Genomic DNA, 15,648 nt, shown 5'->3' on the forward strand with positions numbered 1-15,648 from the left:
GATGAAATGGATTACCCGCGAACACCCAAAAATTGATCGAATTGCTTGCCCATGGTTGATCGCACGCTTCATCGACGATTCCCCAGAGTTCCTTTATGTGCCTGCCAATGATGTGATGCGAGTCGCCGCCGAAACAGGCGCAACGCCTTATGATGTTCCGGGCGTAGAACTGGGCCATCACGGCGAGCGATGCAGCTTTGATGCTTTCATCGCTAAATATGCTATTCGGGATGCCAGCCTTGATCGACTTGCCCTGATCGTACGCGCGGCTGACTGCGGACAGCCAGAGTTGGCAAAAGAAGCAGCCGGTCTATTGGCCATTTCGAAAGGCTTGTCACTCAATTTCGCCGATGATCACGAAATGCTGAAACATGGGATGGTGATCTACGACGCACTCTATGCCTGGTGTGCCAATGCCGTCGAATAATGCTGATTACTTTTTAGGTCGATAAATGATCCAACGGCTCCTATTGCCCTCAGCAGTTGCCCCGTCTGTATTACCCATCCTCATTGGTCGTGCTTTAAGAGCGTTTTCAGATGGCTATGTCGCAGTGCTCTTGCCCGCCTATTTGTTGGCGTTGGGATTCGACACCTGGCAAGTGGGCGTACTCGCGACATCGACACTGTTGGGATCGGCAGTGGCAACGTTGGCGGTGGGTGCCTGGGGCTATCGGTTTTCTGATCGTCGTTTACTCCTCGGTGCCTCATTGTTGATGGCCGCAACGGGCTTTGCTTTCGCAATAGAATCGTCATTCTGGCCGCTGCTCCTGATTGCTTTCTTTGGCACGCTTAATCCGAGCTCTGGCGACGTGAGTTTGTTTCTACCCCTGGAGCATGCGCGTCTCGCAGAAGCGGCACATGACCAGGCACGGACGGCGCTGTTCGCTCGCTATAGTCTGCTCGGTGCATTGTTCGCGGCGTTGGGCGCCCTGTCTGCCGGTTTACCTGATCATCTTGTCCGGATTATCGCGGTAAGCCAGCTTGATGCGTTGCGAATGATGTTTGTGCTCTATGGTTTGGTGGGCTTCACAGTTTGGTTACTATATAGAAATGTACCCCAGCCTCATTTTGAGGAGCGAAAGCCGCCACAACAATTAGGTGCTTCGAAGCATGTGGTGTTCAAGCTGGCGACTCTATTTTCGCTGGACGCCTTTGCCGGTGGGTTGGTGGTTAATTCGCTGTTGGCGCTTTGGTTATTCAAACGCTTCGATCTGTCCTTAACGGCTGCGGGGTCATTTTTTTTCTGGGCGGGATTGCTCACGGCCCTATCTCAGCTTGCAGCGCCGCGATTGGCAAAGCGCATCGGGCTGATCAATACCATGGTATTCACACACATTCCGGCAAATCTTTGTTTGATCGGCGCTGCATTCGCACCCAGACTCGAAATCGCACTCGGATTGTTATTGTTGCGTTCACTGCTATCACAGATGGATGTGCCCACTCGCAGCGCATTCGTCATGGCGGCTGTGACGCCTGAAGAGAGAACCGCTGCAGCAAGTTTTACATTGGTACCCCGAAGCCTAGCGTCGTCGCTCAGCCCTGCATTGGGCGGTGCATTATTTGCGGCTGGATTCTTTGCTGCGCCCTTGGTGAGTTGTGGTATTTTGAAGATTGCCTACGACTTGATGCTGTGGACAGCCTTTCGAAAATTCGAGGAAAAAACCTAGCCAACACTTATTACGCCGATCCTTAAACGCCTAGGTGATAATTTGTGGGCGCCGAACCCAACTGACAGCGGATGAACTCATTGGAACATATAGGCTATATCATTCGGGCTGTCACATATATTTAGCCATGATCACGACATGCTCAAACAGGGTTTGGTAGTGTACGATGCACTCTTTGCACGGTGTCGTCATTGCCAGAGCGAAACGCATAACTGGCCGCCTGCTTTGTCATAGCCGCATCAAGAACATAAGAAGGCTGAGCGGTTGCTAAAAACATTTTCATCTAAATCGAAATACCATGGGCCAACTGCCACAGCCTTCAAAATCACTTTTCCGTAACCCTACCTTCAGACTGCTGTTTTCAGCCCAGCTCATTTCGCTTGCCGGTAGCGGTGCGACAACGGTGGGCTTAGCGCTGTTCGCGCATCAATTGGTGGGCGGCAGTTCTGCTGCAACGGTGATTGGCAATGCCTTGATGTTACGTATCCTGGCATTTTTACTGTTTTCCCAACCGGCAGGCGTGCTTGCAGATCGAGCGAATCGTAAGCTGTTGTTGATACTGGCCGACCTCGTTCGCTTTGTTTTGATGGCTTTGTTTCCGTTCGTGCATAGTGTGTGGCAAGTCTATCTGATGATTTTTTTGATCAACGCCGCCACCGCTTTTTTCACACCCACTTATGACTCCACCATTCCTGAAGTAGTCGGTAGCGAACATTACGTAAGAGCGCTCTCTCTGTCACGGATAGCGGTCGACATGGAAGCCGTTTTAGGTCCGGCTGTCGCCGGATTGCTGGTTTCTCTGCTAGGTCTTGAGTGGTTATTCTGGTTTGATGCTGCCACCTATTTAATTTCTGCCACTCTCGTCTGGGCCAGCGTATTGCCGCATATACCGAAACCGAGCATTCAATTTTCGTTCAGAAGCTTATTGGTGGAATTAACGTTTGGTAGCAGGCTATTGCTACGCCAGGCCGTTTTGCGGCGGGCGTTATTATTGAACTTGGTTGAAGCGATTGCCGGGGCAGCTGCTATCGTGGCCACGGTGGTGTATGTCAAAGATGTACTGATGTTGGGTGAAACCGAATTTGTTTTGGCTATGGCGGGGCTGGGTTTTGGTTCTACCGTTACCGCATTGTTTTTGGGTTGGGCTTCCGGTCGCTATGAATCCGGCGCAAAAAAACCTTCCGAGCTACATGGTCGCCGCCACCGCTGGACTGAACGCGCCTTGCTAACCGGCGGTGTCGTATTGGGTTTAATATTGTTGCCGGGCTTGCAGCAACCGCCATTTTTGCTTTTCGTCTGGCTTTGGATTTTGAATGGTGTGGGTCAGGCGCTCATCGCGCTATCTTCCTCAACCTTACTGGCCGAACACACTAAAGAATCTGACCGAGGAAAAGCGTATGCGGCACATTTCGCGCTAACGCATACGTTTTGGCTAATCACCTATCCGGCCATCGGACACGGTGTGAGCAGTCTTGGAGCACCGTTGACCTTCACCATCGCCGGTGCGATTTGCCTGATCATCTCCATGGTGGCGATCATTTCACGGAAACCCAATCACGATCACATGCATAGGTAACTGAGGCTACACTTTAATGTTTTAGTATGACGCCAAAAAGCTGATCTCTGATTACAGGGTTCGCGCAATCGACCTTACCGCGGATAAAATCAAAAGATGCCCAGGATAAAAGAAATACGCCCAACGCCCCACTGGCCATACCCTAAACTGAATGGGTTGGCGCAGCAGCCAGAGACCAAATAAGGCAACTATAAAGCTGGTTCCCAGCACTAGCAGCGGATAAAGCTGTAACCCGGTTATATTTGTAAATAAGTAGTCACCTCTATTGATCCATGCAGACAAAGCTGCGGGCATTAGCCAGAAAACAGTTGAATTTCTGATTGCAATGAGAAACGCAGCAGGAAGCAACGTGCCACAAACGCCGTACATAAGAGGACCATCGAACCAATAAGCCAAACAGATCGCAACGATGCTTACGCCAATGCCCATAAGCTTTTTTTGTAACGCCATCCGGGCAATCACGAATCCAATAGTCAAGCTTGGCAATACGTTGAGCGATAGGGGCTTTGTAAAATATACACGATACGCTGGTTCAGAGAGTAGCGAGAAGGCTACTAGCCACACGAAATATCTAATGCTTTGAATACAAAAAGCATCAACTTGAGCTGACCGATTGATATTAGCCGCAATAATTAAACAAAAAAGTGGGTATGAAATGCGGCCTGGTACAAACAAACCAGTGAGTGATGGCCAGATATAATGAATGTGATCTATCAACATCGTTGAGATTGCCAGCCATTTAATTAAATCAATACTTGAGCTCCGATTTTGTATTTTCGAACTATTGGTGATCTGCGTTAATTGTGAAATTCGATGGAAAATTTCTCCCACAGCTAAATTCATCATTTGGCACGAAAACTTATCCCAATACATTGATACACACTAGGATACCTAGCACTTTGGCTATTCATCTTCAGTCCTGGTCAAATGACCAGGGACTGTGTTCCGTAAATCGCCGAACCGTAGATACAACACCGGCACTACCAATAAATTAAGCACGGTCGATGTCAACAAACCGAACAAAATCACCGTCGCCATTGGCGCCTGAATTTCACTGCCCGGCTCGCCGCCGCTAAAGGCAAGCGGCGCCAATCCCAATCCCGCCGCAAGCGCCGTCATTAATATCGGGATCAACCGTTCCGAGGCGCCGCGTCTAACGGCTTCGGTAAAGTCTTTCACGCCTTCCTGTTCCCATAAATTGCGAATGTGGGCAACCAGCATCACGCCGTTGCGGGTGGCAATGCCGAATAAGGTGATGAATCCGATCATCGACGCTACCGACAAGATGCCGCCCGACACATAGACGCCAATTACCCCACCCACCAGTGCCAGCGGCAAATTCGACATCACCAGCAAGGCGTCGCGCATCGAGTGAAAAGCCACATACAGCAATAGAAATATGCCCGCCGTGACCACCGCGCCCAGAATCAGCAGGGTTTGCGCGGCTTCCTGGGCGCTTTCGAACTGCCCGCCGTATTCGATGTGGTAACCCGACGGCATTTGCACCTGCGCGGTCACCCGCTGGCGAATGTCGTTCACGACACCGGCCAGGTCACGGCCCGCCACGTTGGCCATGACTACCAGTTTGCGCTGTACATCTTCGCGACTGATCGTGTCCGGGCCACGGGTTTTCTGAATATCCGCCAAGGCATGCAGGGGCAGCTGCGCACCGTTGGCCGTGGTTAATAACGTGGCGCGAACGGCATCAAGGTCTTCCTTGGATTCGCTGGGATAGCGCACCACCAAATCAAAGGCGGTTTGTCCCTCGAAGATGCGTGACACTTCCTTGCCTTGAAAGGCCGTTTCCAGTACCTCGGCCACTTGCTCCATGGTGAACCCATAACGGGCAATGGCGGCACGGTCAAACTTCACCGATAGAAACGGTACATCCGACGGATTGTCGATAGAGACATCCACAGCCCCCTCGACGGCGTCCACCAGTCCCTTCACTTGCTGGGCCAGACGGCGCAATTCCGCCAAATCGTCACCGAAGATTTTGACGGCGATATTGGCGCGAGTACCCGACAACATGTGATCGATGCGATGCGAAATCGGTTGTCCGATCACGGCGTTGGCGCCTGGCACCAGCGTCAACTTTCGTCTCAACTCGGCTAGCACGGTTTCCTTGTCGCGGTCTTTCATCGCCAGCCGGACATCGATCTCCGAGGCATAAACCGCTTGGGCATGGGGATCAAGTTCCGCGCGCCCGGTTCGCCGCGCCGTGGCGGCGGTTTCCGGCAGTTGCAGAATGATTTTTTCGGCCATCTGGCCAATCTGATCCGATTGCTCCAGCGACGTGCCTGGAAGCGTCACCACGGCGATGGTGAGGCTGCCTTCGTTGAATTCGGGCAGAAACGAGCGACCGGTCAGCGCCAGGGCGATCAGGGTGGCGACTATCGTGCCGGTTGATGCCACCACTGTCCAGCGCCAGTGAGGTAGTACGCGAGCCAAGCAGGCGGTGTAATAAGTTTTCAGTCCAAGCGCCAATTTGCTCTCGTGCGCTTCCGTTACCGTGCGTGAATGTGGCAGCAGATAACTGCTCAAGGCCGGCGTAACGGTTACCGCGACTAGCAGGGATGCGGCAATGGCCACCACATAAGCAAATCCCAAGGGTTGCATCAATCGTCCTTCGATGCCGGAGAGGAAAAACAACGGTACAAAAACCAGCATGATGATCAAGGTGGCGTAAACGATGGAGCCGAGAATTTCATGGCTGGCACGAAGCACCGTGGCGGCAATCGGCGCGGGTGATGGCTGCTCGGCACGCTCTCGCAGCCTGCGCACGATGTTTTCCACCACGATAATGGCATCGTCCACCAACGCCCCCAATGCGATGGCCAAGCCGCCGAGGGTCATGGTGTTGAGGGTAGCGCCGGAAGCGCTCATGGCCAACACGGCGACGATCAGTGAAATCGGCAATGCAATCAAGGTAATCAGCGTAGCGCGAGCACTCAACAGAAACAAGGCCACTATGATCACCACCAATATGGCACCATCACGCAGCGCGTGACCAAGATTGGCAACCGCAACGGCAATGAAGTCCGCTTGTCGAAAAATATTGGTATCGATAGACATGCCTTTGGGCAGTGCCGTCTGGATTTCATTGAGTGTTTTTTCCAAACGCTCGGTCAATTCCAGGGTATTGACCGACGGCTGCTTCTGGATGCCGATAATGACGGCCGGTTCGCCATCGTGAGAGCCGGTACCCCGTTTGTAGGCCGGTCCGATGCGAATGTCGGCGATATGTTTCAATAACACCGGGCCCGAGGGACTCGATACGGCCGTTTGCGCCAAATCCTCGATCTGCTTGACTCGACCCAAACCCTGTATCAGATATTCCTGGCCGCCACTGGCGAGAAAACCGGCAGAGGCGTTGGTATTAGAGGCACGCACCGCCTCGATCACGTCATTGAGGGATAGCCCGTAGGCCACCAGACGTTCCGGGCGGACTTCCACTTGATATTGTTTGGTATCGCCGCCGATGCTGATTACCTCGGCGACACCGGGCACTGCCAGTAAACGCCGGCGTATGGTCCAGTCTGCCGTGGTTTTTAAGGTCATGCCATCGTCGTGATCGGATCGCAGCGCGATAAACAGAATTTCCCCCATCACCGAAGCGATTGGGGTCAGGATCGGCGAGGGCAAGTCTTGTGGCAGTGCGCTACGCGCCAATTGCAGTTTTTCGGCGACGATCTGCCGAGCCTGATAGATGTCGGTACCCCAGGCAAATTCGACATTGATCACCGCAAAGCCGACACCCGTGGTGGAGCGGACCCGACGCACACCCGGCGCGCCGTTCATGGCGGCCTCGATGGGAAACGTCACCAGTTGCTCCACTTCCGCCGGCGCCATGCCGTGCGCTTCGCTCATGAGGGTGACCGTCGGTGCCGTCAGGTCGGGGAATACATCCACCGGCATACGGGTGGTTTCATAACCACCCCAGAGCAACAGCAATAATCCTAATAACAGGACAAACAGGCGATTCTTCAGCGACCAATCCAGCAGCCATCCAATCATGACACCCCTCCTTAATGGACGTGGCCATGCACGGCAGCGCCGGGCGCGGTTGCCGCGAGATACACCAGATATGCGCCTTGGCTGACGACACGGTCAGTCGGCGCGAGACCGTCTTTGACTTCGACAAACCCCGCGTCCCGCACACCCAGCTTGATCAGCCGACGCTCGAAGGACTCGCCGCCGGTCTGGACGAACGCCACGGAGAGCCCGTTGTCATCGACCAATGCCGATTCCGGCACGGCCAACGCCTCGGTCGCCTGACCGGTAAACAAGCGCACCCGAGCAAAGGACTCTAATGGCAGGCGCGGATCAGGCCGGTCGAGCTCAAAGATCACCGGCAGGGTTCGATGTACGGGATCGATCACCGTTGCCAACGATACCAGTCTGCCGTTTTCGCCGGGATTGATTTCGAAAATTTCGTCAAAACCGTCAACCTTGAAGGCTGCGCCGCTGATCTGCGTGAGTTGTGCGGAATCAGCTTCCGGCACCCGAGCTTCCAGCCAAAGCCTGTTCCGATCAACGACTTGAAACAGTTTCTCACCGCTTTCGACGTAGCGGCCGTTACTCACAAACGATTGCGCGATAATGCCTGCCAGTGGTGCCTTGAGCGGAATCGCGCTGCCGCTGGCACCGGCAGGTTGTCGGTATTGATTCAGGCGTTTTTGCGCAGCTTCCATTTCAGCATGCGTCAACTCATGCGTGGTTTGCGCGGTGAGGGTTTGGCGCTCGGCCATCACGCCGCTGTCGAGCAACATTTTGGCGCGGTCATGCTCTTTATGCGCCAAGTCGTGACGCAGTTGCGTCTTACGGGCTTCCTCGCTCAAGGACGCCATATCGCCCCGTTCGGCCAGACGCGGCACGATGGATGCCAAAAGTTGGCCACGGGCCACCTCATGGCCCACCACGGGCATCTGCTCGGGAAATATGACGATGCCGGCACTCGGCGCCGTCAGGGTTGTTTCCGCGTTGGAAGGCGCATGCAATACTCCGGTAGCAGGCAGCGAGGCACGCAAGGTTTTTCGCTGAACCACGGACGTAGCGAATGCCACCTGCCATTGCTGTTCCTTGAGAAAGGAGATTTCACCGGGCGCTTTAGCTTCTTCCTTGGCTTTTGGCGCCGACTGCAAATCCGGGTAAACCTGAACCGGACCCAAACGATGAACCGAATTCAGTTTGGGCGTTTGGACAGTTACGCTCACTTGCCGCTCACCTGCATGGACGGGTTTCACCACCGGCCGGAAAATGCCGGGATTTTCCGATGGGCCAGCCTCAAAGTTCTCGTCGGCTTGTCCGCCACCTGACAGCGTCACGATCACCTTGCCTTCGGTCAAAGCCTTAAAGTCGGCCAACTTGGTCAGATGCGCGGCAAATGACGATGCCTCGCCCACGACCAAGACTTTGAATTCGACAAACAGCTCGCTGTTCTCGGTGTAATCGGTGTACGCCAGCGCTTCTCTTTCAGCAGCATTGGCCCCATTGACCTGTAACGCCAAAACCAGGCAGATTAGTAGTAAAAGACTTGATGATTTCAAAGAAAACCTCGACCCGGCTTCGTTTCAATAAAGATGGATGGTGATAGCTGCTCAAATTCCGGTTGATCGGCAATGTTTAAACTCGATTGCGCCAGTGACACTGGATGAACGGTGTTGTTCAAGGTTGTACGCCAACCGCCTGGTTATACATCGCTATGTTGCGCTGCAATCTGATTTCCTGCTCTTTGGCGTTGCGGATAGCCTCTAGGCTACGAGCCTGGATTTTCAGCAAATCCAGCAAATTGATTTCCCCCGCATTAAAGCTGACTTCGGTCATTGCCAGATGTTTCGCGGCAATGTCTTTCATTTGATTGGCAATCGTGACTTCTTGGTGGGTTACTTCCACAGCGTGTAGGGCCTCGTGAAGATTCTTCTCCAGTTGGCGTTGCAGGTGTTCGCGTTGCGCCAGGGCCTGGTTTAATTCCAAATGCGCCGAGGCAATCTCAGGGGCATCGTAAGTGCTATGGCCAAACGGAATCACAACGCCGATACCCACGCTTTGCATATCATCGCCGCCGCGTTGGTCGCGACTGCTCTTGGCACCAAGGTTGATTTTGGGTTGATTGATGGTGTCAGTAGTCTTCGCCCATTCAGTCGCCGCTTGTTTGCGGGCAACCATTGCGTTGATTGCTTCCAACACGGGATGGTCGGGCAGTATGGTATCCACAGCGCTCTGTTGCTCCAGATAAGTACCTGGAACCTTAGTGGTTTGCGTCAAGCTGGCGTAACTTTTACGACTGTGCATCATTTCCGCTTCGGCCTGCGTCAGCAAGGAACGATTTTGCAAATGCTCGCTTTCCGCCAAGAGTAAATCGGCACGCGGCAAATCACCCAGCTCGACCCGTCGCCGCACTTTTTCCAATAACCGTCCCGAAATATCCAGATTATATTGGGCCTGCTGTAGACGGTTTTCCGCCAGACTCATATCCCATAGCGCTGCTCTGACCAATCGATAAACTTCCAGTTTCACTGCTGCCGACTGCTTCTGCGCGGAATGATGAGCCTGTTCCGCAACATTTTGTGCCGCCGACCGTTGCCCCCAGTTCCACACGGTAAACTCCAGTTTGGCCGAGGCTTCACGGGAGCCTCGGTTGTCGGCGACACGATCATCGAAGTAATCCAATGCCAATGCTGTCGAACCGGCAAGCCAACTGTCCCCGCGTTGTTGCAAAGCATCGGCTTGCTGTTCCAGCGCTTCATTGATCAAGCGATCAGGATATTTTTCCAGCGTCTGCTCGACCAACTGCGATAACGTCAAAGCCGGATCGATTTCAGTCGAGTCATGGTGCTCGATCATCGAAGATCCAGAATTGACCGGATTTTTAACGGTTAAATCATCAGCAAGACATGGCAGAGCCGACAGCCATAGCAGCAAACAGCGTTTAAAATATCCGTGTGCCATCTTGTTCTCCAAACCAGCCTTAGAAGCAATGAAACAAATTTTCAGCAACCCATTTGGGATATTTCTGGGACACTGATTCAGCACATTGGCCAGTTGCTTTAACCAGTAACAGTTTATGAAACGGTAATGCTCGCACCTTAACTAGAGTCCTTGAATTGATGTGGATTTCAGTTTAGCATGCTATCCCCCAGGAGAGGATAAAAAATGACGACACATGCATCGCACCCCGACATCATCAAGCGGCTTAAACGCGCTGAAGGCCACCTGAAAAGCGTCATCACCATGATTGAGGATGATCGCGCTTGTTTGGACATTGCCCAGCAGCTACAGGCCGTTGAAAGCGCTGTCGCCAATGCCAAGAAGATTTTGGTTCATGATCACATCGACCATTGCCTAGAACACGCCGTGCGCGATGGCGCACAAAGTGCGGACGATACCATCCGCGAGTTCAAGGCCATCACCAAATACCTGTAACAATAACCCTGCCACTAACTTGCTATTGCTATCACGAAAGGCAGTCGCACCCGGACAGTAGGATCAAGGCAACCTGTTTTCGTTAGGATCTGGCCGCCAAAAAACCCATTTCTTTGGCCGATACTTGATAATGGCGATGAAAATCCGCCAGCTCTTTTTGATTGGCGGTCTTGAGTTGATAGGCTTCCAGAACCGGTAATTGCTGCCGAGCGATGCTTTGAGTTGCAGGATGGCGTATCGCGGTCAGAAATGATGACAAACTGGTCACTACCTGACCGGCTTTGGCTTTTAAAGACGCTTTGACCAGACTGTTCAGCAGATTGGGCGTGTATTTGAGCATGTAATCGGCATAGCGCTGAATCTGTGGGTGTTGCTGTTCCAGCGCCTGACGTTCCTGATCGAAATCGTCGCGCAGTGTAATGCCCTTGTCGGCGAAGACGATGGGGGCTGAGTCGGACATATCGCATGCCCAGCCGCTTTGTAACTTAAGCAACTCCGCCTGATATTGCTCTTCCCGATAGGGGTAAAACGGCATTGTGCGGCACCGCAACGGTTTGTCGGCATGAATGCTGCAAAGATTGTCGGCGCCGAGCGCTGGACAAGGAAGATTAGGCGGCAAATAAGCCGTTGGTACGATCAGCGACGCCAACTGTTTGCGGTTGGGCAAATGAAACACCGCGCCTAATTTGGCAACCATCGTAAAGTCTTTACTGCCTTGCCGCACCGGTGACCACACCATAGCCAGGGGGAAACGGTCGGCATGACGGAATGCATCGTCGATAGTCAAAGGCACCTGGCCGTAGCAGCACTTACCACACGCTGTACATTGAAAACGGTAAGCCATCCGTTAAATCAATCTAAAACCGTCGTCGTGCCGCAGCATTTTTTGGCCTTTTTTCCAGAGCCGCAAGGACACGGATCATTGCGGCCGACTTTATTAACGAAACGTTGTGGCCCTTGCGGGTTGATTTCGCCGCTGACATACAACCATTGGCCGTCGTCACGGCGAAAGCTGGATCGTTCCAATTGAATCATGTCTTGTTTATCGCGGCGAAAACGGATAACAAACTCTATTTCAGCATTATCACCATTTTCAGAGACATTACGAATCTCAAGACCTTTCCATTCACATTCTTCCGCCATCCGTTCGGCTTCCGCGCGATTGAAATCTTCTCGAATTTCCGGGGCATGGGTACGTTCGATGTGATCCAGATGGCGGGTAACGAATGCAGTGTAGCGAGAACGCATTAACGCTTCGGCCGTTGACGCGATCACTCCACCCTCTATGAATTTGCCGCAACAGTCCGCGTAGTGTTGATTGGAACCACAAGGGCATACAGTCATTATTGTTCTCCTGTTTAGATCATCTGCAAGTCGGCAAAAGACATCGTAATCGACAGTAGATTCGGGTTCAACACTACTGGCATCTGTCCTTTCATCCTCTGATGTTATTTTCTGTTTGTTACAAACTTATCAGCCTGATTGCAACTTATCCTCGGCACTAAGGATTCGAGTGAGTGGCCGCGCCCTTTCCGTTCGTTGGTGCAACCAAAACCTTGTCTATACGAGTGCCATCAATATCGACCACTATCTGGAAATCCCCGTTCTTAATGTTCTTGATCTGAATGATTTGATCGTTAGATAAGACAATTCTGCAGCTAATAGCAAATTCGCTATTAGCTGCAAACGACCTGCCGAAAATTCTCTTCACAATAATGACCATCCTAACCGGAGGTCATTATGGAACCCGTAGCTATCCCCCGATCCATCGACGATCCGATCCACATTCTTTTGTGGAGTGCCGACGAGATTGTACCGTTCATGGTCTGCATACTGACCGGCATGTTGATCGACCACTTCATTCCAGCATTAGCCATTGGACTGATTGCGGTTAAATTCTACCGCCGTTTTCGTGACAACCGACCCGACGGCTATACCTTACATTCCTTGTATTGGTTAGGTTTGCTGCCCAGCCAGGCAATGACGATTCCTAATCCCTATATCCGTCGCTTTCTGCCATGAAGTTGTCGGATTTCCTGCAGACCTGGGATGGCCACGAGACCGAGAACCGTTTCAGTCGAGTCATTATCATCGGCTTACTGGTGATTTGTGTCATTACCTCACTGGCAGCTTGGCGTACCGAACGCAGCATCATTTTGGTGCCCCCTACGTTGACCCAGGAAGTTGAAGTAACGCGTAGTAGCGCCTCTAGTGAGTTCAAGGAGTCCTGGGGTTTGTATATGGCAGAGTTGCTCGGCAACACCACCCCAGCCAATGCCGATTTTCTAAAGGTGGCCATCGAGCCCTTGTTGGCGCCGGACATTTATCGTAGCGTCCTGGATGCCATGACCGATCAAATCAAGGCCATCAAGATGGATCGGGTGGCAATCAGCTTCACTCCACGTCATGTCGATTACGAAGCCGAGACCAACAAGGTCTTCGTCAGCGGCGAACTCAAAAGCCAAGGCCCAAGCTCCAAACCGGACATTAAACCGCGCACCTACGAATTCATCATCGCCATCAAAAACTACCGGCCTCGACTGGAGTTTATCGATGTCTACCCCGATTCGCCCAGAACCTTGGATCGTTTGAAAGCGACCCAAGGCCAAACCCGCTAGGCTCAACCATGAAACGATCATTCCCACCATTTTTGTTACTGCTGACTGTGAGTACTGCCTTATCTGCGGATGAATTACCCGTGACCGTTTTACCGCCGGTTACCACGGTAGCAGCTCCTTTGCCACCAGCAGGCGAGGCCGCTGGGCAGCAAACGGATTTGGGCATCGAGCTACCGCCGGTGGATGCCAGTGTATTGCAGACAGCCAAGCAACAGGCGGCAGCCACATCGACAACGTCCGTCGCTCCGCAACACATTCAAGTCAAACCTGGCATTAACGAATTAATGCCGATTGCCGTCGGCCACTTGAACCGATTGATCACTCCGTTCGAACATCCCGTAGTCACAACGACCAGCCAAGCGACCACTAGCACCAAGGGCAAAATCGTCTACGTCGCTACCGCCGACGAAACGCCGGTGACCTTATACATCACCCCCGGCGACAATCAGGACATCGCCTTATCGCTGACCTTGATCCCCAAACGCATTCCAGCACGGGAAATCCATCTCAGTCTGGACAAGGACAGCTACAAGCTGTTGAGCAAACTGCAATCGCCCAGTACGTCTTCAGGCACAACCAGTGATCAGGAACAAGCTTACATCGCCCAAATTAAAAAGCTGTTCCGCGACCTGGGTCTGCAAAAGACACCGCCTGGCTTTTCCCTACGCGATCCGAGTAAGAGCGAACATATTCAGTGCTTGCAAGAACGGGTGCAGATTAAGACCGGTCAAGTATTGGAAGGTCACGACATGTTGATACTGGTCGGTCTGGCTCGTAATACCGGCATGGAGCCTATTGAGTTTGACGAGCGATCTTGTGCAACGACCCAAGACGAGGTGTTAGCTGTTGCCAGCTGGCCCAAAGTCGTACTGGGACAGAACGAATCTACCGAACTCTATGTTGCGGTCAGACATGCTCCAGAAGAATCATCGACGCTCAGACCGTCATTGCTCAATGGGAGTCAACCCTGATGGCCGGCATGGACAACTGGTGGTCACGTTTGAGTCCTACCGCCAAGCGCAATGTTGCGGTAGGCAGTATCGGCACCGTGCTATTGGCAACCATCATTGCCCTGGCCTCGGTGTCACCAGAGATCGCCAAGCCCACCAGTAAACAGGCGACGATTCAGCACATCCTGACCGACAGCGATCCGCGCTCATTAGGCATTGACGGCATTTCCTCCCAGCTTCGCGACCTGCTGCAAAAAAACGAAGAGCAAGGACGGCGGTTAGCGGCGATTGAGGAACAGCAAAAACGCGAGCAGCAATCCGACGAACTGCGTTTCAAGCAATGGACTAGCGCCGAACGGGAAGCCTATGAAGCTAAACTCCAAGCTGTTAGCGGTGAAGTCGAGTCGTTAAAAAACAAAACCACAGTAACGCCGCCTACAGAGAGTGTTGATCCTAATGCATTGCCTGGCAACAATACGCCGTCACCTAATTCTGTTGGCCGCCGTTACAACTCGACTAGACCAAATACCGCTCAAGAAGATCTGAACAGCGTGTTTGAACAGGCGGCGATTCCTACACCTACAACTGGCAATGCCGGTGTCTCGGACGGACGAACCGGTGCCAATGCACAAGCGCCTGCAGCGATGCAGATTCGCGTGATACAGGAAGACAAATCGTCTAAATCGACTACAGATGCCAAAGCAACCGGCGAGAGTAGTGCCACTCATTCTACCCACAACGACGTATTCATCCCTGCAGGTAGCATTCTGACTGGCGTGTTATTGAACGGCCTGGATGCACCTACCGGCAAAAAAGCAAAAAAAGAACCAATGCCGGTGCTGTTCCGCATCAAGAAGGAAGCCATTCTGCCCAACCGCTTTCACGCCGATGTCCGCGAGTGCTTTCTGTTGGCCGCCGGCTTCGGCGACTTGAGTGCCGAGCGCGCCTATTTTCGTGGCGAGACCTTTTCCTGTGTGCGCCAAGACGGTGGCGTGATCGAAGTACCCATGAATGCTTATGCCACCGGCGAAGATGGCAAAAACGGGGTGCGCGGTCGAGTCGTTTCCAAACAAGGCGCGTTATTGGCGCAATCGATGATGGCCGGATTCCTGAGAGGCTTTTCCGATGCCTTTGGCCGCAATCAGATTCCGGTGTTGATGACCGGCGGCCTAGGCAGCCTGGCTGGTACCACTCCGTTTCAAAGTGCCTTTTCCTCGCAGTCGATGGAAGGCGGTGCACTGAAAGGTGCCGGTTATGCGATGGAGCGGCTGTCGCATTTTTACATGGATATGGCCGAAGAGATTTACCCGGTCATCGAAGTCGACGCCACCCGCCAAGTCAATTTCATCGTGCAGAAAGGCACGGCATTGAAATTGAAAACCGCTAGCTGATTCCTCAACCTAAGATCCGGA

At 52.8% G+C, this 15,648-nt stretch carries 14 protein-coding genes; 8 read left to right on the plus strand and 6 right to left on the minus strand.

Going from position 1 to position 15,648, the window contains the following annotated elements; all coding sequences use genetic code 11:
- The first annotated feature begins 1 nt into the window (after position 1).
- The 3 genes from IVG45_RS12230 to IVG45_RS12240 all read left to right on the plus strand — a co-directional run bounded on the left by IVG45_RS12230 (position 2) and on the right by IVG45_RS12240 (position 3,243).
- Positions 2 to 427, plus strand: coding sequence for a chromate resistance protein ChrB domain-containing protein (locus IVG45_RS12230; protein WP_196434103.1), 426 nt, complete (start codon positions 2 to 4; stop codon positions 425 to 427).
- 25 nt (positions 428 to 452) lie between these two features.
- On the plus strand, positions 453 to 1,667 hold the full coding sequence (locus IVG45_RS12235; protein ID WP_196434104.1) for an MFS transporter: 1,215 nt from the start codon (positions 453 to 455) through the stop codon (positions 1,665 to 1,667).
- 298 nt (positions 1,668 to 1,965) lie between these two features.
- Positions 1,966 to 3,243, plus strand: coding sequence for an MFS transporter (locus IVG45_RS12240; protein WP_196434105.1), 1,278 nt, complete (start codon positions 1,966 to 1,968; stop codon positions 3,241 to 3,243).
- A gap of 51 nt (positions 3,244 to 3,294) precedes the next feature.
- On the opposite strand, the gene IVG45_RS12245 is transcribed toward IVG45_RS12240, so the two are convergent.
- From IVG45_RS12245 to IVG45_RS12260, 4 genes are all read right to left on the minus strand, one after another.
- Entirely contained in the window at positions 3,295 to 4,089 is a 795-nt protein-coding gene (locus IVG45_RS12245; RefSeq protein WP_196434106.1) for a TraX family protein, read from the minus strand.
- A 57-nt stretch (positions 4,090 to 4,146) separates the two neighbouring features.
- Positions 4,147 to 7,260 (minus strand): efflux RND transporter permease subunit, encoded by a 3,114-nt coding sequence (locus IVG45_RS12250; RefSeq protein WP_196434107.1) that lies wholly within the window; start codon positions 7,258 to 7,260, stop codon positions 4,147 to 4,149.
- Positions 7,261 to 7,271: 11 nt separating this feature from the next.
- Positions 7,272 to 8,792 carry an efflux RND transporter periplasmic adaptor subunit gene (locus tag IVG45_RS12255; RefSeq protein ID WP_196434108.1) on the minus strand — a complete coding sequence of 507 codons (1,521 nt, stop codon included), beginning with the start codon at positions 8,790 to 8,792 and terminating at the stop codon, positions 7,272 to 7,274.
- 118 nt (positions 8,793 to 8,910) lie between these two features.
- Positions 8,911 to 10,194 (minus strand): TolC family protein, encoded by a 1,284-nt coding sequence (locus tag IVG45_RS12260; RefSeq protein WP_196434109.1) that lies wholly within the window; start codon positions 10,192 to 10,194, stop codon positions 8,911 to 8,913.
- 204 nt (positions 10,195 to 10,398) lie between these two features.
- Here IVG45_RS12260 and IVG45_RS12265 point away from each other — a divergent pair, with 204 nt between their 5' ends.
- On the plus strand, positions 10,399 to 10,668 hold the full coding sequence (locus tag IVG45_RS12265) for a metal-sensing transcriptional repressor (protein WP_196434110.1): 270 nt from the start codon (positions 10,399 to 10,401) through the stop codon (positions 10,666 to 10,668).
- 82 nt (positions 10,669 to 10,750) lie between these two features.
- Here the strand turns inward: IVG45_RS12265 and IVG45_RS12270 are convergent, their stop codons facing one another.
- Positions 10,751 to 11,461, minus strand: a complete 711-nt coding sequence (locus IVG45_RS12270; RefSeq protein ID WP_230874565.1) for a YkgJ family cysteine cluster protein — start codon at positions 11,459 to 11,461, stop codon at positions 10,751 to 10,753.
- Positions 11,462 to 11,520: 59 nt separating this feature from the next.
- Positions 11,521 to 12,012 carry a YchJ family protein gene (locus IVG45_RS12275; RefSeq protein WP_196434112.1) on the minus strand — a complete coding sequence of 164 codons (492 nt, stop codon included), beginning with the start codon at positions 12,010 to 12,012 and terminating at the stop codon, positions 11,521 to 11,523.
- 396 nt (positions 12,013 to 12,408) lie between these two features.
- On the opposite strand from IVG45_RS12275, the gene traL reads away from it, so the two are divergent.
- From traL to IVG45_RS12295, 4 genes are all read left to right on the plus strand, one after another.
- On the plus strand, positions 12,409 to 12,690 hold the full coding sequence (traL, locus tag IVG45_RS12280) for a type IV conjugative transfer system protein TraL (RefSeq protein ID WP_196434113.1): 282 nt from the start codon (positions 12,409 to 12,411) through the stop codon (positions 12,688 to 12,690).
- Entirely contained in the window at positions 12,687 to 13,286 is a 600-nt protein-coding gene (locus tag IVG45_RS12285) for a TraE/TraK family type IV conjugative transfer system protein (protein WP_196434114.1), read from the plus strand. Before traL ends, IVG45_RS12285 begins: the two co-directional genes overlap by 4 nt.
- Before the next feature lie 80 nt (positions 13,287 to 13,366).
- Complete coding sequence (locus tag IVG45_RS12290) at positions 13,367 to 14,257, plus strand: TraK domain-containing protein (RefSeq protein WP_230874566.1); 891 nt, start codon at positions 13,367 to 13,369, stop codon at positions 14,255 to 14,257.
- Positions 14,257 to 15,627, plus strand: a complete 1,371-nt coding sequence (locus IVG45_RS12295; RefSeq protein ID WP_196434116.1) for a TraB/VirB10 family protein — start codon at positions 14,257 to 14,259, stop codon at positions 15,625 to 15,627. The genes IVG45_RS12290 and IVG45_RS12295 overlap by 1 nt, the downstream gene beginning before the upstream one ends.
- Positions 15,628 to 15,648 lie beyond the last annotated feature (21 nt).

Source organism: Methylomonas sp. LL1 (genome assembly GCF_015711015.1).
Lineage (GTDB): Bacteria > Pseudomonadota > Gammaproteobacteria > Methylococcales > Methylomonadaceae > Methylomonas.

What these genes read in the sequence shown, in the direction of transcription:
- IVG45_RS12230 (WP_196434103.1), top strand. Translation starts at nt 2, where the DNA reads ATGAAATGGATTACCCGCGAACACCCAAAAATTGATCGAATTGCTTGC.
- IVG45_RS12235 (WP_196434104.1), top strand. Translation starts at nt 453, where the DNA reads ATGATCCAACGGCTCCTATTGCCCTCAGCAGTTGCCCCGTCTGTATTA.
- IVG45_RS12240 (WP_196434105.1), top strand. Translation starts at nt 1,966, where the DNA reads ATGGGCCAACTGCCACAGCCTTCAAAATCACTTTTCCGTAACCCTACC.
- IVG45_RS12245 (WP_196434106.1), bottom strand. Translation starts at nt 4,089, where the DNA reads ATGATGAATTTAGCTGTGGGAGAAATTTTCCATCGAATTTCACAATTA.
- IVG45_RS12250 (WP_196434107.1), bottom strand. Translation starts at nt 7,260, where the DNA reads ATGATTGGATGGCTGCTGGATTGGTCGCTGAAGAATCGCCTGTTTGTC.
- IVG45_RS12260 (WP_196434109.1), bottom strand. Translation starts at nt 10,194, where the DNA reads ATGGCACACGGATATTTTAAACGCTGTTTGCTGCTATGGCTGTCGGCT.
- IVG45_RS12265 (WP_196434110.1), top strand. Translation starts at nt 10,399, where the DNA reads ATGACGACACATGCATCGCACCCCGACATCATCAAGCGGCTTAAACGC.
- IVG45_RS12275 (WP_196434112.1), bottom strand. Translation starts at nt 12,012, where the DNA reads ATGACTGTATGCCCTTGTGGTTCCAATCAACACTACGCGGACTGTTGC.
- traL (WP_196434113.1), top strand. Translation starts at nt 12,409, where the DNA reads ATGGAACCCGTAGCTATCCCCCGATCCATCGACGATCCGATCCACATT.
- IVG45_RS12285 (WP_196434114.1), top strand. Translation starts at nt 12,687, where the DNA reads ATGAAGTTGTCGGATTTCCTGCAGACCTGGGATGGCCACGAGACCGAG.
- IVG45_RS12295 (WP_196434116.1), top strand. Translation starts at nt 14,257, where the DNA reads ATGGCCGGCATGGACAACTGGTGGTCACGTTTGAGTCCTACCGCCAAG.